The 14,328-nt window shown below is 48.8% G+C and carries 6 protein-coding genes; 2 read left to right on the plus strand and 4 right to left on the minus strand.

The genetic code is table 11. The features are described 5' to 3' along the window. Positions 1-6: 6 nt before the first annotated feature. Positions 7-6,105: an alpha-2-macroglobulin family protein gene (locus BP71_RS29690; RefSeq protein ID WP_496385237.1), complete on the minus strand. Its 6,099-nt coding sequence runs from the start codon at positions 6,103-6,105 to the stop codon at positions 7-9. A gap of 236 nt (positions 6,106-6,341) precedes the next feature. Between BP71_RS29690 and BP71_RS29695 the strand changes: the two genes are divergently transcribed. Beyond that, positions 6,342-7,418: an efflux RND transporter periplasmic adaptor subunit gene (locus tag BP71_RS29695; protein ID WP_496385238.1), complete on the plus strand. Its 1,077-nt coding sequence runs from the start codon at positions 6,342-6,344 to the stop codon at positions 7,416-7,418. Next, positions 7,415-10,528, plus strand: coding sequence for an efflux RND transporter permease subunit (locus BP71_RS29700; RefSeq protein ID WP_496385239.1), 3,114 nt, complete (start codon positions 7,415-7,417; stop codon positions 10,526-10,528). The genes BP71_RS29695 and BP71_RS29700 overlap by 4 nt, the downstream gene beginning before the upstream one ends. Positions 10,529-10,566: 38 nt before the next feature. Here BP71_RS29700 and BP71_RS29705 read toward each other — a convergent pair whose 3' ends face one another. The 3 genes from BP71_RS29705 to lipA form a co-directional block, all read right to left on the minus strand. Next, entirely contained in the window at positions 10,567-11,649 is a 1,083-nt protein-coding gene (locus BP71_RS29705) for a fatty acid desaturase family protein (RefSeq protein WP_496385240.1), read from the minus strand. Between the two features lie 213 nt (positions 11,650-11,862). Beyond that, positions 11,863-13,143, minus strand: coding sequence for a methionine adenosyltransferase (metK, locus tag BP71_RS29710; protein ID WP_496385241.1), 1,281 nt, complete (start codon positions 13,141-13,143; stop codon positions 11,863-11,865). A gap of 302 nt (positions 13,144-13,445) precedes the next feature. Continuing rightward, positions 13,446-14,324 (minus strand): lipoyl synthase, encoded by an 879-nt coding sequence (gene lipA / locus BP71_RS29715; RefSeq protein ID WP_496385242.1) that lies wholly within the window; start codon positions 14,322-14,324, stop codon positions 13,446-13,448. Positions 14,325-14,328: the final 4 nt, after the last annotated feature.

Consider the following 14,328-nt stretch of genomic DNA (forward strand, 5'->3'; position numbering starts at 1 on the left):
TGTATGTTACTTTTTTGGTAATGCTTTAAGTCTGACTCCCTCACTGTGCGCCGTGAATTCGGGCGCGTACATGCATTGGATCGTCGTGATGCCATTGCTGAAATCGCCCTCGTGGGTTACAAAAAGCGGGTATTGGAACACGTAGGTTCCTCTTCGCAAACTACTGAAGAAGAAATTTGTGCTGGCGTCCCGGGTGCTTTCATAATAACCCAAACCGCCTTGCCAGCGATAGCCGCTGAGCACATTCACAGGTTCGAGTGCGGACGCGCGCAGGTCTTTCATATGCACATATTCCATGTCGCGGTCTACGCGAAGTTCAATACGGACTTTGATCTTGTCGCCGATATGTACCTGGTCGCCTGCATTGACCGGTGTAAGCACGGGGCCTGTATCTGTATTTTTCTCCACGAACAGTTTTTTGGAAAGTTTTAAAGGTGTTTCTGCAAAGGTGATTTTGTCAAGGTCTTCAAAGTACTGCCAGTATACAGCGCCCCAGCCGGGCATTGACGATGTGCCCGCGGTAGCTTCGACATCGAGACTGACTGTTCCCATCCCCGATGTAATGCCTGTATCGATGGTCTTTTTAAAGTACCCCGTCCCGTTTTCGGTTTTCTGATCTTTTTGCGTGATTTCAGTATCGCCCAGCCGGATCGTAGCCTGCGGGTTTTCAGTAAGCCAGTTCGCACCTGTCATCAGCAATGCATAACAAGCCTCTGCCGTGGCCTTGGTGCTCTCCCAGTTGTTAGTTTGTTTGTTTTTAAGGAGCCAAGTTTTGAGATCAGCCACGGCGGTCTGGTCATTCCCGATTTCCTGAAATGCTTCGATCAGCAACGCCTGGCGTTCGATAGGGGCTTCATGCCACCACCAGCCGCGCTGGCTGGTTTTCCAGTACATGCCGAGTTCCTCATTGTGGATGGAGGTTTGGCGCAGTGAGGTAAGGATCTGGTTCGCCGTTTTACTATCCTGCGTGCGATGCGCCGCCAATGCCGTCATCCCCTGCAATAATTTGGATTGGGAGACCCAGGTTAATCGGGCACGTTCGCGGAAGTACTGGTACGCTTTCTGAGAGGAAGCAGGAACAGGTCTGCTGAAGAAACTTCGGGCATACAGATATTGCAACTCTACGGGGCCCGGGACATAGTTTTTCAGGTCTGTTTTGTATTTAACCAAATTGTTATAGTCTTCCTGAATGCGTTTGTCGAGATACGGGATGGCCTTTTCCAGAATCGTATTGATGCCTGCCTGTTGTGCTGGTTGGAAGGCCTTGATTTTCTGCAAATGTCCGATGCCGGTAACGATGTACTGAGTAACGTAGCGATCGTCTGGTCCGCCTTTGAACCAAACAAATCCGCCATTGGAGCTCTGCATTTCCTGTAATTTGCGCATACTCGCATTCAGCTCGTTTTCCATCCTGACCAGATCGAACAGTAGTGCGACATTCCGTTTCTGCTCCTCTTCGGTTTTCGATGCCAGCACCCAGGGAGTTTCCTGCAAGAGCAGCGATTTGAGTTCCTGATTTTTGGACAAATTGCTTTGGAGCACATCTGAACCTTTCCACGACTTAAAGATCTGCGCAATGCGTGGAGAGGCATTCACAATATGCGAAGCAAGCGTATTAGCATAATAACGGTTCCAGGTTTGCTCGGCGCATTCGTATGGATACTCCATCAGGTAGGGCAGGGATTGCACGGCATACCACGCCGGATTGCTGCTGTATTCGACCGTGATAGCCTGGTGCACCAGGGTGGTAGACTTCGACGAGCCGAGCAATTTATTAAAGGTGAAATGCTTTGTACCGGCCCCGCGAATGGATAGCGGCATACTTTCCGTCACCAGCATGCGGTTGGGGAGCACTGGAAGCATATTCTCTTCGCCGTCGGACAGGCTTCCAGCTTTGGCGACTGCACGCCAGGTAACCATTTTATTGAAACCTTTGGGTACTTCCAAACTAAATAACACGGATGCACTTTGACCGGCCGCGATTGAAAAGGCACCCAATGGTTTACCGTTTTTGAAAATCCCGTCGATCGGCTGGTTTGTTTCCGTGTCGATCAGTTGGAGTGTTGCTTCTCCTTGCAACGCGGCCTTTGTCAGATTCACGACTTTGACGGGAAAGCTGATATGGTCCCCTTCGCGCAGGAAGCGCGGCGGGTTGGGCTGTACCATCAGTTCTTTCTGTGTGATTATCTCTTTGGTGCTGTATCCCAAAGCCAGATCCTGCGTATGCGCAAGCGCCTGAAACTTCCATTTGGTAAGTGCCTCCGGCATTGTAAATGAGAAGGTAATATTGCCCTCGCGATCCGTTTTCAGGTCGGGGAGGAAAAAAGCAGTTTCATTGAAGTTGGTACGAGTGGCCGGAGCTGCGTTGTTCAGTGCTGTGTTTCCATCATCGCCTGTCTTGGTTTTTTCCTGTTCTCGTTGGACATTATTACCGAGAGGTACTTTTTTCGCAATAACTGCTTCTTTTACTTCTTCCGAATCCGCCATTTGCATAGGCGCGGCTTCCGGTACCGAGGCGAAATTGCCGGGGCTTTTACCTGCTATTCGCAGTCTTGAACGACCACCACCCGCACTCACTGGCCTTGTTTGATCATATATCCCGAAACCCTGGAGTAACTCGTCATATCTCTTATCAAAAGATTTGTATTCACCATATTCGGCATAACGGATATCCGCATTCGTCAACCGGAAGTTCCCATTGTCGGTCCAGTACTGGAGGTTGGCTTGCATTTGCCAGACGTAGGGTTTCGTCCATTGATGCGGGTAAAACTGATCCAGTGAGGCGTCGTACATACTGCCAAGCATTTCGGCGGCCACTTTTTCTTTCTGATAACCGCTGATTTTTATCTTCCAGGTTTCCTTGCTTCCCGGCAGCGTTTTGTCCCTGAATGTTTCATATTCGATTTTCAGGTCTTTGTTGGTCCAGGGCACGGAGATGGTTTCCATGTACGTATGTACGCGGTTGTGCTTAACGAACATGTAATCCACGGAATATCCGCCGCGGTCCGCTTCCGAAGCGGTGTAGTCAAAAGTCCTCACCTCGTCATTCAGTGTTATGTACGAGAAATCTTTCGCTGCTGATTTTCGATTGGTGCTGGTGATCAGAAATGCTTTTTCTGCTGAGGTAGCTAAGGAATAGCTGCCCTTTTCGCCCGGCTCGATAGCCTTGCCGTGCGTGGTTGCTATGTATTGCGAATAGGTTAGTTTTTTGGAATTAGGATCCGTCAGTTCGATGAATTTGACATCGGTGAGTTTTTCTCCGGCCGCATTGACAGCACTGATCTGTATTTTATAAAAGCCAGCGGTCAGCGCATATTCTGAAACCGGAATTTCAGCATCCGGGCTGAGACTGACGGTCTTGCCGACGCCAGCCCCAGCTACCTCCCAGTTTTCCATTTCCGTTTCATCGTTGTACTCGTCGTTTGGAAAACTGGACACGTATTCGCTTTTGGTCATTACAAACAGGTCGGGCCGTTGCCAGTAACGATTTCTGATCAGCCTCTTTTCCGGTACGATCCGTTCGATCCGGATCGTGGCGTCCGCAGGAGCGAATGCGCCGGCCAGGTTTTCGGTACGGACAGGCAAAGATTTGAATCTGCTGACATCCAGCTTCGAAGGAATATCGGCTTGCAGCACATAAGACTTGTAGCTTACGGAGATCTGTGTCTGCGAACTTCTGGTCTCGCCATTGCTATCCGTCACATCGGCGTAAATGGTGTAGTCAAATACCGGGTCCGTTTTAGGGTCGATTTTCAGATCCGGAATAGCTTGAAAATTAATTATAAACTCGCCATCAGCTCCGGTGGTTGTGTCACCGTGCCCGATCTCCATCGGTTCCATAGGCTGCCACCAGCGCTTAACCAACCAGGTGTATATGATCCGTGGCGTGCGTACGACCCGGTATTTCACTGTGGCCCCATCGATCGGATTACCGGCGTAGGCCGAGGCTTTGCCCGTCACTTTAATCTGTTCATTAACTTTATAAGCGGTTTTGAGTGTGTCGAACCCGACAGCAAACCGGGGGCGTTTGTATTCCTCCACCCGGAAACCGGCCCGGTACTCATCCCGGACCTGTATGTAAAAGTTACCAGCGAGGCCGCCTTGCGGAATATTGAATGAACCTGAAAAACTTCCATATGCATTGACATGATGCTTTGTTTCGGCCACATGCTCTGCATTCGCATTGTAAAGCCTAACGGTAAACTCCGCACGCTGGTCTTCGAGCACACTGCTGCCCCTTCTGACGATACCTTTGTAATAAACCGTTTGCCCGGGACGGTACAGGCTTCGGTCTGTGAAAAGATACACGTGTTCCGCTTGTTTACTACTTTCTTCTGTCTCCTCTTCGTGGTAGTAATAGCGAATCGTATTTTCCTGTAAAAAGAGCCTGTCCTGCTGATAAGTGATTTCAAGCAGTTGTTGTTCGCCTCTCGTAGTGTTTCGCAAGGGCGGTCTTTTGAAATGCCCGAATGCATCGGTAGTCAGTTGCGGACCCTTATTATTGACATAAACCCTTGTATTGTAGTTATAGCTTTTTTCCCACAACTGTACTGTCGCCCCGGCAAGCGGCTGGCCATTGTCACGGTTCAGGATAAAGAAGTCGTTTTCCTTTTGGGCATAGCTGATGTCGGATACGTAAAACAATGTGGCGCCGAGCACTGCCTCCTTATTTTTGAAGCCCGGATCGGAGCAGGCCAGCAGCACATACTCTCCGGAGGGCAGGCCGTCAGATTTTATTTCAACGGCATGTTCCTGATGGTCTTTGGTTTCCGGAAGAGATTGCTCCCAGGCCCGTAAAGGCTGTGCACTGGTGAGTCTCGACCATTTTGTATTGTTATCATCCCTTTCCAGGCTATTTTTAATCAAATCCACCGCCTTGACCACCCTCAGAAACAACTTGTTGAAATCCTTATACTTCACCAATATGCGAAATGGCTTGCCGATGACATTAACAGCTTCCACCGAAAAGTAGAGATTCTTCCGCGGGATCTGTTTTGAAAGATTGAATGCATTCATCCCACCCTCCGTCTCCGGATTTTCCTGTGCGACCTTTTGACAGATTTCCAATGCCTTCACCCGCTCAAAACGGAAAGTAGAATCACTGCCGGGCTTGTAGCTGTCCGCTTTTTCATTCAACCATAGTGCCTTCAGGTACCAGGCCTGTGCGGCGGCCGGTGTCGACTGGTACTGATCTGCAACATGGCTTACCGCCATGAAATACAGCGTGTCCTTGTCCGGATGCACCGATTTCTGCCTCACATATTGAAGACGGGCCAGATCGGTATCGATCAGCGCGCCGGCATCCGCGTCTCCGAGATGGAATGCGACGAGTTTTTGATAAAGCAGCAGAGCTTGATATTCCAGCGACGATGAGTCTCTGGTTTCAAACTTCCTGTGTATAAAATCAGCAGCCGGATCAAATGCGGATGCCGTATTGATCTCAAATGCGTAAGCGGGCTTTTTGATATTACGCTCATCGGTCGAGAAGTACTCCAATGCCTTGTATGTGAGTAAATCATACAACGTTGGCCGTAATTTGCGCATGTTGCCTCTTGTGATAATCGCGTCGTAGGGTTCCAGCTTCGTACTTTTGAGAAGTGCCTCTTCCCGGATTGATTCCAGGTACAACGTCCCTATCTTTTTATGAAAATCGTCCGTACCCCAGGTTGCAATGTCCGTTTTATCGAAGTTGACAATAGCCGTGCGGTTGTACAGTTGCCAGCGGACGGTCTGATAGTAGGCGTAATATTGCGATGCGAGGAGGCTTGTCACGATGGGTCTGGCCGCCCCGGTGCTTTCGGCCATTTCTTTTTCCATTTCCCGGATCGAGGTTACCACATTGTCTTCACGGTTTTCCATCTGCAACTGCATCATGTAAACGGCCGCTTTAATGAGCTGGGCTTCCTGTTTCTCTTTTTTTGCAAGCTGATGTATTTTCCTAACCTGTTCCAGGGCATCCTTGGCGAGTCCCTTGCCGACAAGTCCTTCTACCGTTTTCCATTCTTGAGCGTAATTTTTGATCGGGTTTTGTCCGTAGGTGTGCATAGTTAATAATAAGATGATGGTGATAAACAGGTATCGCGAGAGGGCGTGCACAATTTTCATAGCCGGAGATTGTTTGTGATGATTTGTTAAAGATAATAAAAGGTAGCAGTGCCAAAAATGGCATTGAGCAGCCGGAACACGTCATTCAGCAAACAACTGTCGAAAGCCTGTTTTTCAGAAAGTATAAAACCTTTACATTCGCGCTTTTTACGATATGAAGTATCTTTAAACAGGGCTTTTGGCGAAAATATAACTAATCACTATTCTTTTTGAACGAATTTTATTTTTAATAACCTATGCGTACGATTCTATTGGTGGCGGGGATTATTGTCGCGCTGGTTTTGGGAAAACTGTTCATTTTTTCCAAACCTGGGGACGGCAAAACTTCGGATCCGAAAAAAAGCGGGGAAGGTAAGAATGCGAAATCGGGCAGCGGTGGCGCTGTACCCGTGAATGTGTTCATTGTAGGAAGAGAATCGATTGAAAACCAGATTTTCGCCTCTGGGACGATCTTGCCCAACGAGGAAGTGAACCTGATGTCGGAAATATCGGGCAGGCTTGTGAAGCTGGATATCAAAGAAGGAACGTACATTACCAAGGGCCAGTTGATCGCCAAAATCAATGACCGTGAACTGAAAGCCCAGTTGCAAAAGATCGCATATAACCAGGATCTCAGTAAAAAAATTGAAGCGCGACAGAAGAAGCTTTTGAACGTGGAGGCGATTAATCTGGAAGAGTATGACGTTACTTCCAACAACATCCGGGTTCTGGAAGCGGAGAAAGAGGTGATCGAAGCACAGCTTGAAAAGACTGAGATCCGTGCACCGTTCAGCGGCCGTATCGGGTTGAAATTCATCAGTGAAGGAGCATACCTGGCTCCGGGTACGCCCATCGTAACCATTGTACAGAGCAATCCGGTTAAAATTGACTTCACTGTTCCCGAGAAATACACGCCCAACATCCGCGTCGGCGGCATTGTGAAGTTTAACCTCGACGGAGACCCTTCCACCTACAGTGCGAAAATCCTGGCGGTTGATCCTAAGGTAGATGAAAACCTCCGTACGCTGCGTGTGCGCGCGATAGCGAGTAATCCCGAAAGCCGTTTTGTGCCCGGTATGTTTGTGAAAGTCCTGGCAGATCTCGATGCGAACCGTTCGGCAATGATGATCCCTACGGAGGCCATTGTGCCGGTTTTGAAGGGTAAGAAGGTTTTTGTGGTTAAAAATGGCAAGGCGCAGGAAGCGATGGTGACTACCGGACTGCGTACAGACAAAAAGATCCAGGTGATCGCCGGGCTTCAGCCCGGCGATTCGTTGATTACTTCGGGGATTATCGCTATCAAACCTAACACTGCCGTGAAGGTGAATCTATGAGTATTTCAACGCTTTCCATCAAAAGGCCGGTTCTTGCGATTGTGATGAACCTGCTGATCATATTGTTCGGGTTCCTGGGTTACAAATTCCTCGGAATGCGCGAATTTCCGTCCATTGATCCGCCCGTAGTGTCCATCCGGACGAGCTATACCGGTGCCAATGCGGACATTATCGAGTCGCAGATCACGGAACCGCTTGAAAAGCAGCTGAATAGCATCGAAGGGATCAAATCCATCAATTCAACAAGTAGCCAGGGTACAAGCCAGATCACCGTCGAATTTGATATCGGTGTGGATATGGAGCGGGCTGCGAACGATGTGCGTGATAAAGTAGGCTCCGCGTCCAGGACATTGCCGCTGGATATCGACGGCCCTCCGGTGGTGAGCAAGGCGGACGCGAACTCGGAGCCGATCATTGTCCTGACATTCAAAAGCGATAGCCGGTCACACCTGGAAGTGAGCGATTATGCTGAAAATGTGATCGCACAACGTCTTCAGACGATTGAGGGGGTCAGTGAGATCCGGATTTTCGGACAGAAGAAATATGCCATGCGGATCTGGATGGATCCCGTGAAAATGGCTGCGTTGGGAATTACCACGCAGGACGTCAAGGTAGCGCTGGACCGCGAGAATGTGGAGTTGCCCAGCGGTAAACTGGCCGGTGACAACACTGAATTGACAGTGAAAACCATTGGCAGGTTCCGGACGGAGGACGATTTCAATGAGTTGATCATCAAGAACTCCGCGACGCAGACGATCCACCTTAAAGATATTGGTTTTGCACAACTGGGTCCCGAGAACGAAGAAACGATCCTGCGGCTGGATAACGTCCCGATGATCGGTCTGGCCATTTCGCCTATGCCGGGCGCCAATTATCTCAATATTGCCGAGGAGGTGAACAAGCGGATGGCGGCGATCAAAAAAGAACTTCCCAAAGATTACCAGCTCGATACGCTGATTGACAATACTATTTTTGTTGAAAGATCGATTGAAGAAGTTGGGGAAACACTGCTGATCGCGATTATACTGGTGGTCATTATCATTTACCTGTTCTTCCGTGACTGGCTGATCGCCTTCCGCCCGCTGATCGATATTCCGGTATCCCTGATCGGGACGTTTTTCATTATGTACATCATGGGCTTTTCGGTGAACGTACTCACGTTGCTGGCGATTGTTCTGGCAACCGGTTTGGTGGTGGACGACGGGATTGTGGTTACCGAGAACATTTTCAAGAAGATAGAGCAGGGCATGAGCCCGATCGAGGCGGCCATAAAAGGGTCGAATGAGATCATATTCGCGGTTTTATCCACTTCCATTACGCTGGCTTCGGTGTTTTTGCCCGTGATTTTTATGGAGGGTTTTGTAGGAAAACTGTTCAGAGAGTTTGGGATCGTCATTTCGGCGGCGGTTTTGATCTCCGCATTCGTTTCGCTAACGCTGACTCCGATGCTGAATGCATACCTCGTCCGTAAAACGCATAAGAAAAGCTGGTTCTACGAAAAAACGGAGCCTTTCTTTGAACGGATCACCGACAATTACGGCAATGCACTGGCCCGGTTCCTGAAAATGCGTTGGGTAGCGATTCCGCTGGTGGCGATTACCATGGGTATGATCTGGTTTTTTGGCAAAGGCCTGCAATCTGAGCTTGCACCGTTAGACGACCGTAACTGGTTTCGTATCAATATGACTGCCCCGGAAGGATCCTCTTTCGAATTTACCGACCGGTATGTCCGGAATGTGAGCGATATGCTGATGGACTCTATGCCCGGGCGAAAAGGTCTGATGATGATCACATCGCCGGGAAATTCGGGTTTGGGTGCCGCCAATACGGGAAGTGGCCGTATTGCGCTGGTTGACAAAAAGTTCAGGAAGGAAACGCAACAGGAGATTGCGGATTATATTAATCAGAGACTGAAACAAATGCCGGATGCGAAGTCCTTCGTGGTACAGCAGCAGACGATTTCGGTCGACTCGCGCGGGGGATTGCCTATTCAATATGTGATCCAGGCGCCGGATTTTGAAAAACTGAGGGAATATCTTCCAAAGTTCATGGAAGAGGCTTCCAATGATCCCACATTTGCAATTACGGATGTGAACCTGAAATTCAGTAAACCTGAAATCCAGATCGTGATCGATCGGGAAAAGGCAAAGTCGTTGGGTGTTTCTGTACAAGATGTGGCGCAGACGATGCAATTAGCATTTGCCGGGCAACGTTTCGGGTATTTTACCATGAATGGCCGGCAGTACCAGGTAATCGGGCAGTACGACCGCGCAAACCGCGATGAACCGCTTGATCTGAAGAGTATGTTTGTAAAGACCAGTACAGGCGCTCTGGTGCAGCTGGATAACATCGTGAAAGCCGAGGAAGAAAGCAGTCCGCCGCAGCTTTTCCATTACAATCGTTACATGAGTGCGACCGTCCAGGCGGCGCTCGCACCTGGAAAAACCATCGGTGACGGTATTGCTGCTATGGACAGAATCCGTGATAAGCTGAATGACGAGACGATCCAGACCGCATTGAGCGGATCGTCCCGGGACTATGCCGAAAGTTCGTCGAACACGATGTTTTCGTTCTTCCTGGCACTGATCCTTATCTACTTTATTCTGGCCGCTCAGTTCGAAAGCTTTGTCGATCCGTTCATCATTATGTTTACCGTACCTCTCGCGATCGGCGGGGCGGTGTTCTCGTTATGGTTTTTTGATCAAACACTGAATATTTTCAGCCAGATCGGGATGATCATGCTTATCGGATTGGTGACGAAAAACGGTATTCTTATTGTGGAGTTTGCCAACCAGTTGAGGGAGCAGGGGAGAAGCATTCAGGAGGCCGCATTGGAAGCTGCTACGCTGCGTTTTCGGCCTATCCTCATGACCAGCCTGGCAACGATCCTTGGAGCGTTACCCATTGCTATGGCGCTCGGGTCGGCAGGGAAGAGCCGGATGTCGATGGGGATCGTGATCATGGGGGGGCTGCTATTTTCGCTGGTACTGACATTATACGTCATTCCTGCGATTTATACCTTCTTCTCACGACCTAAAAATTATGAGAAGATGAGGATGATAGACCGGGTAGCACGGGATAGCGAATTGGAGGAACCGGCACATTTTTGACGGGAGCCAAATGAGGCGGGATTTGATGGGAACGTGAACTATCGCGTTCCCATATTTTTTAGCATTCTTACGTGAGAACCCAAGGCATGGCTAAAATTGGCTTTTGCATTATAGATCAACCCAAATTCTATTGCAGTAGCCTTGACTATCGGTGACAGCGCGTGATAATGAACATGCGAAATGGAGGGGAACAGATGATGTTCAATCTGATAATCGAGCCCGCCGATAAACCATGAAAGAATACGGTTTCTTCCTGCGAAGTTGGATGTAGTCTGAAGCTGATGTACAGCCCAGGCATTCTCAACACACCCGGATTCGTCTGGCTCTGGCTGTTCTGCGCCTTCTACTACGTGAGCCATTTGAAACACGGTGCTCAATATCATGCCTGCCGTGGCGTGCATAACTAAAAAGCCAATCAGCCATTCTCCGAATGAAATGGAGGTGAAAGATAACGGGATTACGCATATGAACACGATATAGGCCAATTTTGTCCAGATCAGTCGAACCAGTTCTTTCTTTGGAAAAGGCTTGGTCATCCCGGACTTCGCCATTTTGTTGAATAGGGATATCTCCTTAAAGTCTTTCCACAAAAAGGACAAGGTCATCAGGCTGTACAGAAAGAATGCGTAGATGTGCTGGAACCGGTGAATGTATTTTTGTTTTTCCTGATAAGAAAGCCGGAGCAGAAACTTACCGGTGATATCTTCATCTACCTCATGGATATTGGTGTAAGTATGGTGGAGCCGGTTATGCTGAACTTCCCAATTGTAGGCATTTCCCCCCAGCAGGTAAATAGAGGCGCCGAAAAACTTATTCAGAATACGGGAAGTGGCGAGTGAGCCGTGTATGGCATCGTGCATTACCGACATACCCACACCTGCTACGCCGAAGCCCATCAGTACAGCAAGGCCGATCATCGCAAGATTCGAAAACTGGTTCGATAAGATCAGCGCGTAGGGTACGATGTACAGGCTAAGCATAAAAAATGCCTTATAAATGATTGCCTTGCCACCCGACTTGCATAACTGGTTTGTAGAGAAATATTGATCCACCCTTTGCCTCAGCGTCGGGAAGAAAGTGTTTTTGTCCGCGTTAGTGAATTTGATTTTCTGATATTGCATAAGAGGTGGGTGCGATGGATATCAATAACATAGTCCCCTAGCAACGGGATAATGCCCTTTATTATTGGTTAGGTGACGCGCTAATTTCGGGATTAGGGGCATTTATTTGGGGATGACCTTTTTTGCGAAATAATATTTGGCTGTTTGTCGGCAAACAAAGGAGGCCGGCAAAGCTTGCCGGCCTCCTTTGTTTGATTATCTATGATGGTGCTATTACAGAGAGAATTTCCCTTTGATAGCGTCTACGAAGTCCAGTTTTTCCCAGGTAAACAGCTCAACTTCTATTTCTTTCTCTTCTCCGTTAGCACCTTTAAACGATTTTTTCACGATCTCGTTCTTGCGTCCCATGTGGCCGTAGGCGGCTGTTTCGGAGTACATCGGATTACGCAGTTTAAGACGTTGCTCGATAGCATAGGGGCGCAGGTCGAAGATCTCACCGATTTTTTCAGCGATCGCGCCATCGTTGTCAGTTACTTTCGCAGTACCGTAGGTATTTACGTATAACCCACAAGGTTCAGCCACGCCAATGGCGTATGAAACCTGAACCAGTACCTCGTCGCAAAGGCCGGATGCCACCATATTTTTGGCAATGTGGCGCGTAGCATAGGCAGCCGAACGGTCTACTTTGGAGGGATCTTTTCCGGAGAATGCACCGCCACCATGTGCGCCTTTTCCACCGTACGTGTCCACGATGATCTTGCGGCCGGTAAGGCCGGTATCTCCATGGGGGCCGCCGATCACGAATTTTCCGGTCGGGTTGATGTGGTGTGTGATATCGCCTGTGAATAGTTTCTGAAGTTCAGGCGTCAGTTTCGCTTTTACGCGGGGGATTACGATGTTGATGATATCCTCTTTGATCTTGGCCAGCATGGCGGCTTCCGTATCGAAGTCGTCGTGCTGTGTTGAAACTACGATCGTGTCGATGCGCAACGGCACATTGTCGTCGCTATATTCGATCGTTACCTGTGATTTCGCATCGGGGCGAAGGTACGGGATCAATGCGGGCTCGTTGTTGCGGATGAAAGACATTTCCTGAAGAATCTTGTGCGCGAGGTCGAGGGCCAGCGGCATGTAGTTCTCTGTTTCGCGGGTGGCGTATCCAAACATCATACCCTGGTCACCGGCGCCTTGCGCGTTGGCTTTTTCTTCAAAGCTCTCGGAAGCCACCACGCGATCAACACCCTGGTTGATATCCGCACTCTGGTCGTGGATCGCCGAAAGGATACCGCATGAGTTCGCCTCAAACATGTATTCACTTTTTGTGTAACCAATTCTTTTGATCACATCGCGTGTGATTTTCTGAACATCCAGGTAGGTATTGGTCTTAACCTCGCCAGCCAGAACTACCTGCCCCGTCGTTACCAATGTTTCGCAGGCCACCTTACTATTGGTATCCCATGCTAGAAAATTGTCAATCAGTGCATCTGATATTTGATCGGCTACCTTGTCGGGATGTCCTTCAGATACGGACTCCGAGGTGAATAAGTATGGCATTGGAAACGAAATAAAAGTTAAAAGAAAAATTCAAATGTGTGATAAAATCACCTTTGGTAAGGGTATGCTATTTTTCTAATTGACGGCAAAAATAAGTAATCCTTTAGATATAGACTTTGAGAATTGCATTGTTTCAGTATAAATTCCTGAATTTTATCAAAATTCAGGCGTCATTTAACTAAAAACCTATTCATCGTACAGATCAGGAATTTAACCGGCAGTCATAACAGATCAATGATACCATAAAAAACCGGCATAGCTATGCTACACCGGCGCTGTATTATTCTTTTTGATCCGGATGATCAGATCGGGACATTGACGTGTCGCTCTGCATGATAGCTGGATCGTACCAATGGACCGGATTCAACATATTTCAATCCGCGTTTCAGCCCTTCTTCTTTATAGTTTTCAAACATTTCCGGAGTGATCCATTCGATCACCTCGTGGTGCATTTTGGTCGGCTGAAGGTATTGGCCGAGCGTGAGGATATCAAGGCCGTTATCGGCAAGGTCATCCATGGCTTTGTACACCTCGTCCTGCGTTTCGCCCAGGCCCAGCATGATGCCCGACTTGGTACGCTGCCCATATTCCTTGGTGCGTTTGATCTGTTCAAGGCTGCGGGTATATTTGGCCTGCGGGCGGACTGCCCGGTATAAACGTTCAACGGTTTCCATATTGTGAGAAACCACTTCCTGCCCTGCCTCGATCATGTGGATCAACGCATCCCAGTTGGACTTAACATCCGGGATCAGCGTTTCGATGGTTGTTTCAGGCGTGTTTTCCTTCACCTGGCGTACGGTCTGGTACCATATTTCAGCGCCCTTGTCTTTCAGTTCGTCTCTGTTTACCGATGTAATCACCGCATGTTTGACCTGCATCAGCTTGATGGCTTCTGCGACACGGCGGGGTTCATCGGTATCATATTCATTGGGACGTCCCGTTGCAACGGCACAAAAACTGCAGCTTCTCGTACAAACATTCCCCAGGATCATAAAGGTTGCTGTTCCTGCCCCCCAGCATTCGCCCATATTGGGGCAGTTGCCGCTTTCGCAAATCGTATGGAGTTTATAGTTGTCGACCAGCTGTCTTACTTTCCTGAATTCTGGACCGGCGGGAAGTTTTACCCGAAGCCAATCGGGACGTTTCCTGCGTTCCGACGGTATTACTGGCAATTCAATCATATTA

It is taken from the genome of Dyadobacter ginsengisoli DSM 21015, from assembly GCF_059568735.1.

Bases quoted from the DNA above. Each gene is read 5' to 3' on its own strand.
- BP71_RS29690 (WP_496385237.1), bottom strand. From the start codon at position 6,105: ATGAAAATTGTGCACGCCCTCTCGCGATACCTGTTTATCACCATCATC.
- BP71_RS29695 (WP_496385238.1), top strand. From the start codon at position 6,342: ATGCGTACGATTCTATTGGTGGCGGGGATTATTGTCGCGCTGGTTTTG.
- BP71_RS29700 (WP_496385239.1), top strand. From the start codon at position 7,415: ATGAGTATTTCAACGCTTTCCATCAAAAGGCCGGTTCTTGCGATTGTG.
- BP71_RS29705 (WP_496385240.1), bottom strand. From the start codon at position 11,649: ATGCAATATCAGAAAATCAAATTCACTAACGCGGACAAAAACACTTTC.
- metK (WP_496385241.1), bottom strand. From the start codon at position 13,143: ATGCCATACTTATTCACCTCGGAGTCCGTATCTGAAGGACATCCCGAC.
- lipA (WP_496385242.1), bottom strand. From the start codon at position 14,324: ATGATTGAATTGCCAGTAATACCGTCGGAACGCAGGAAACGTCCCGAT.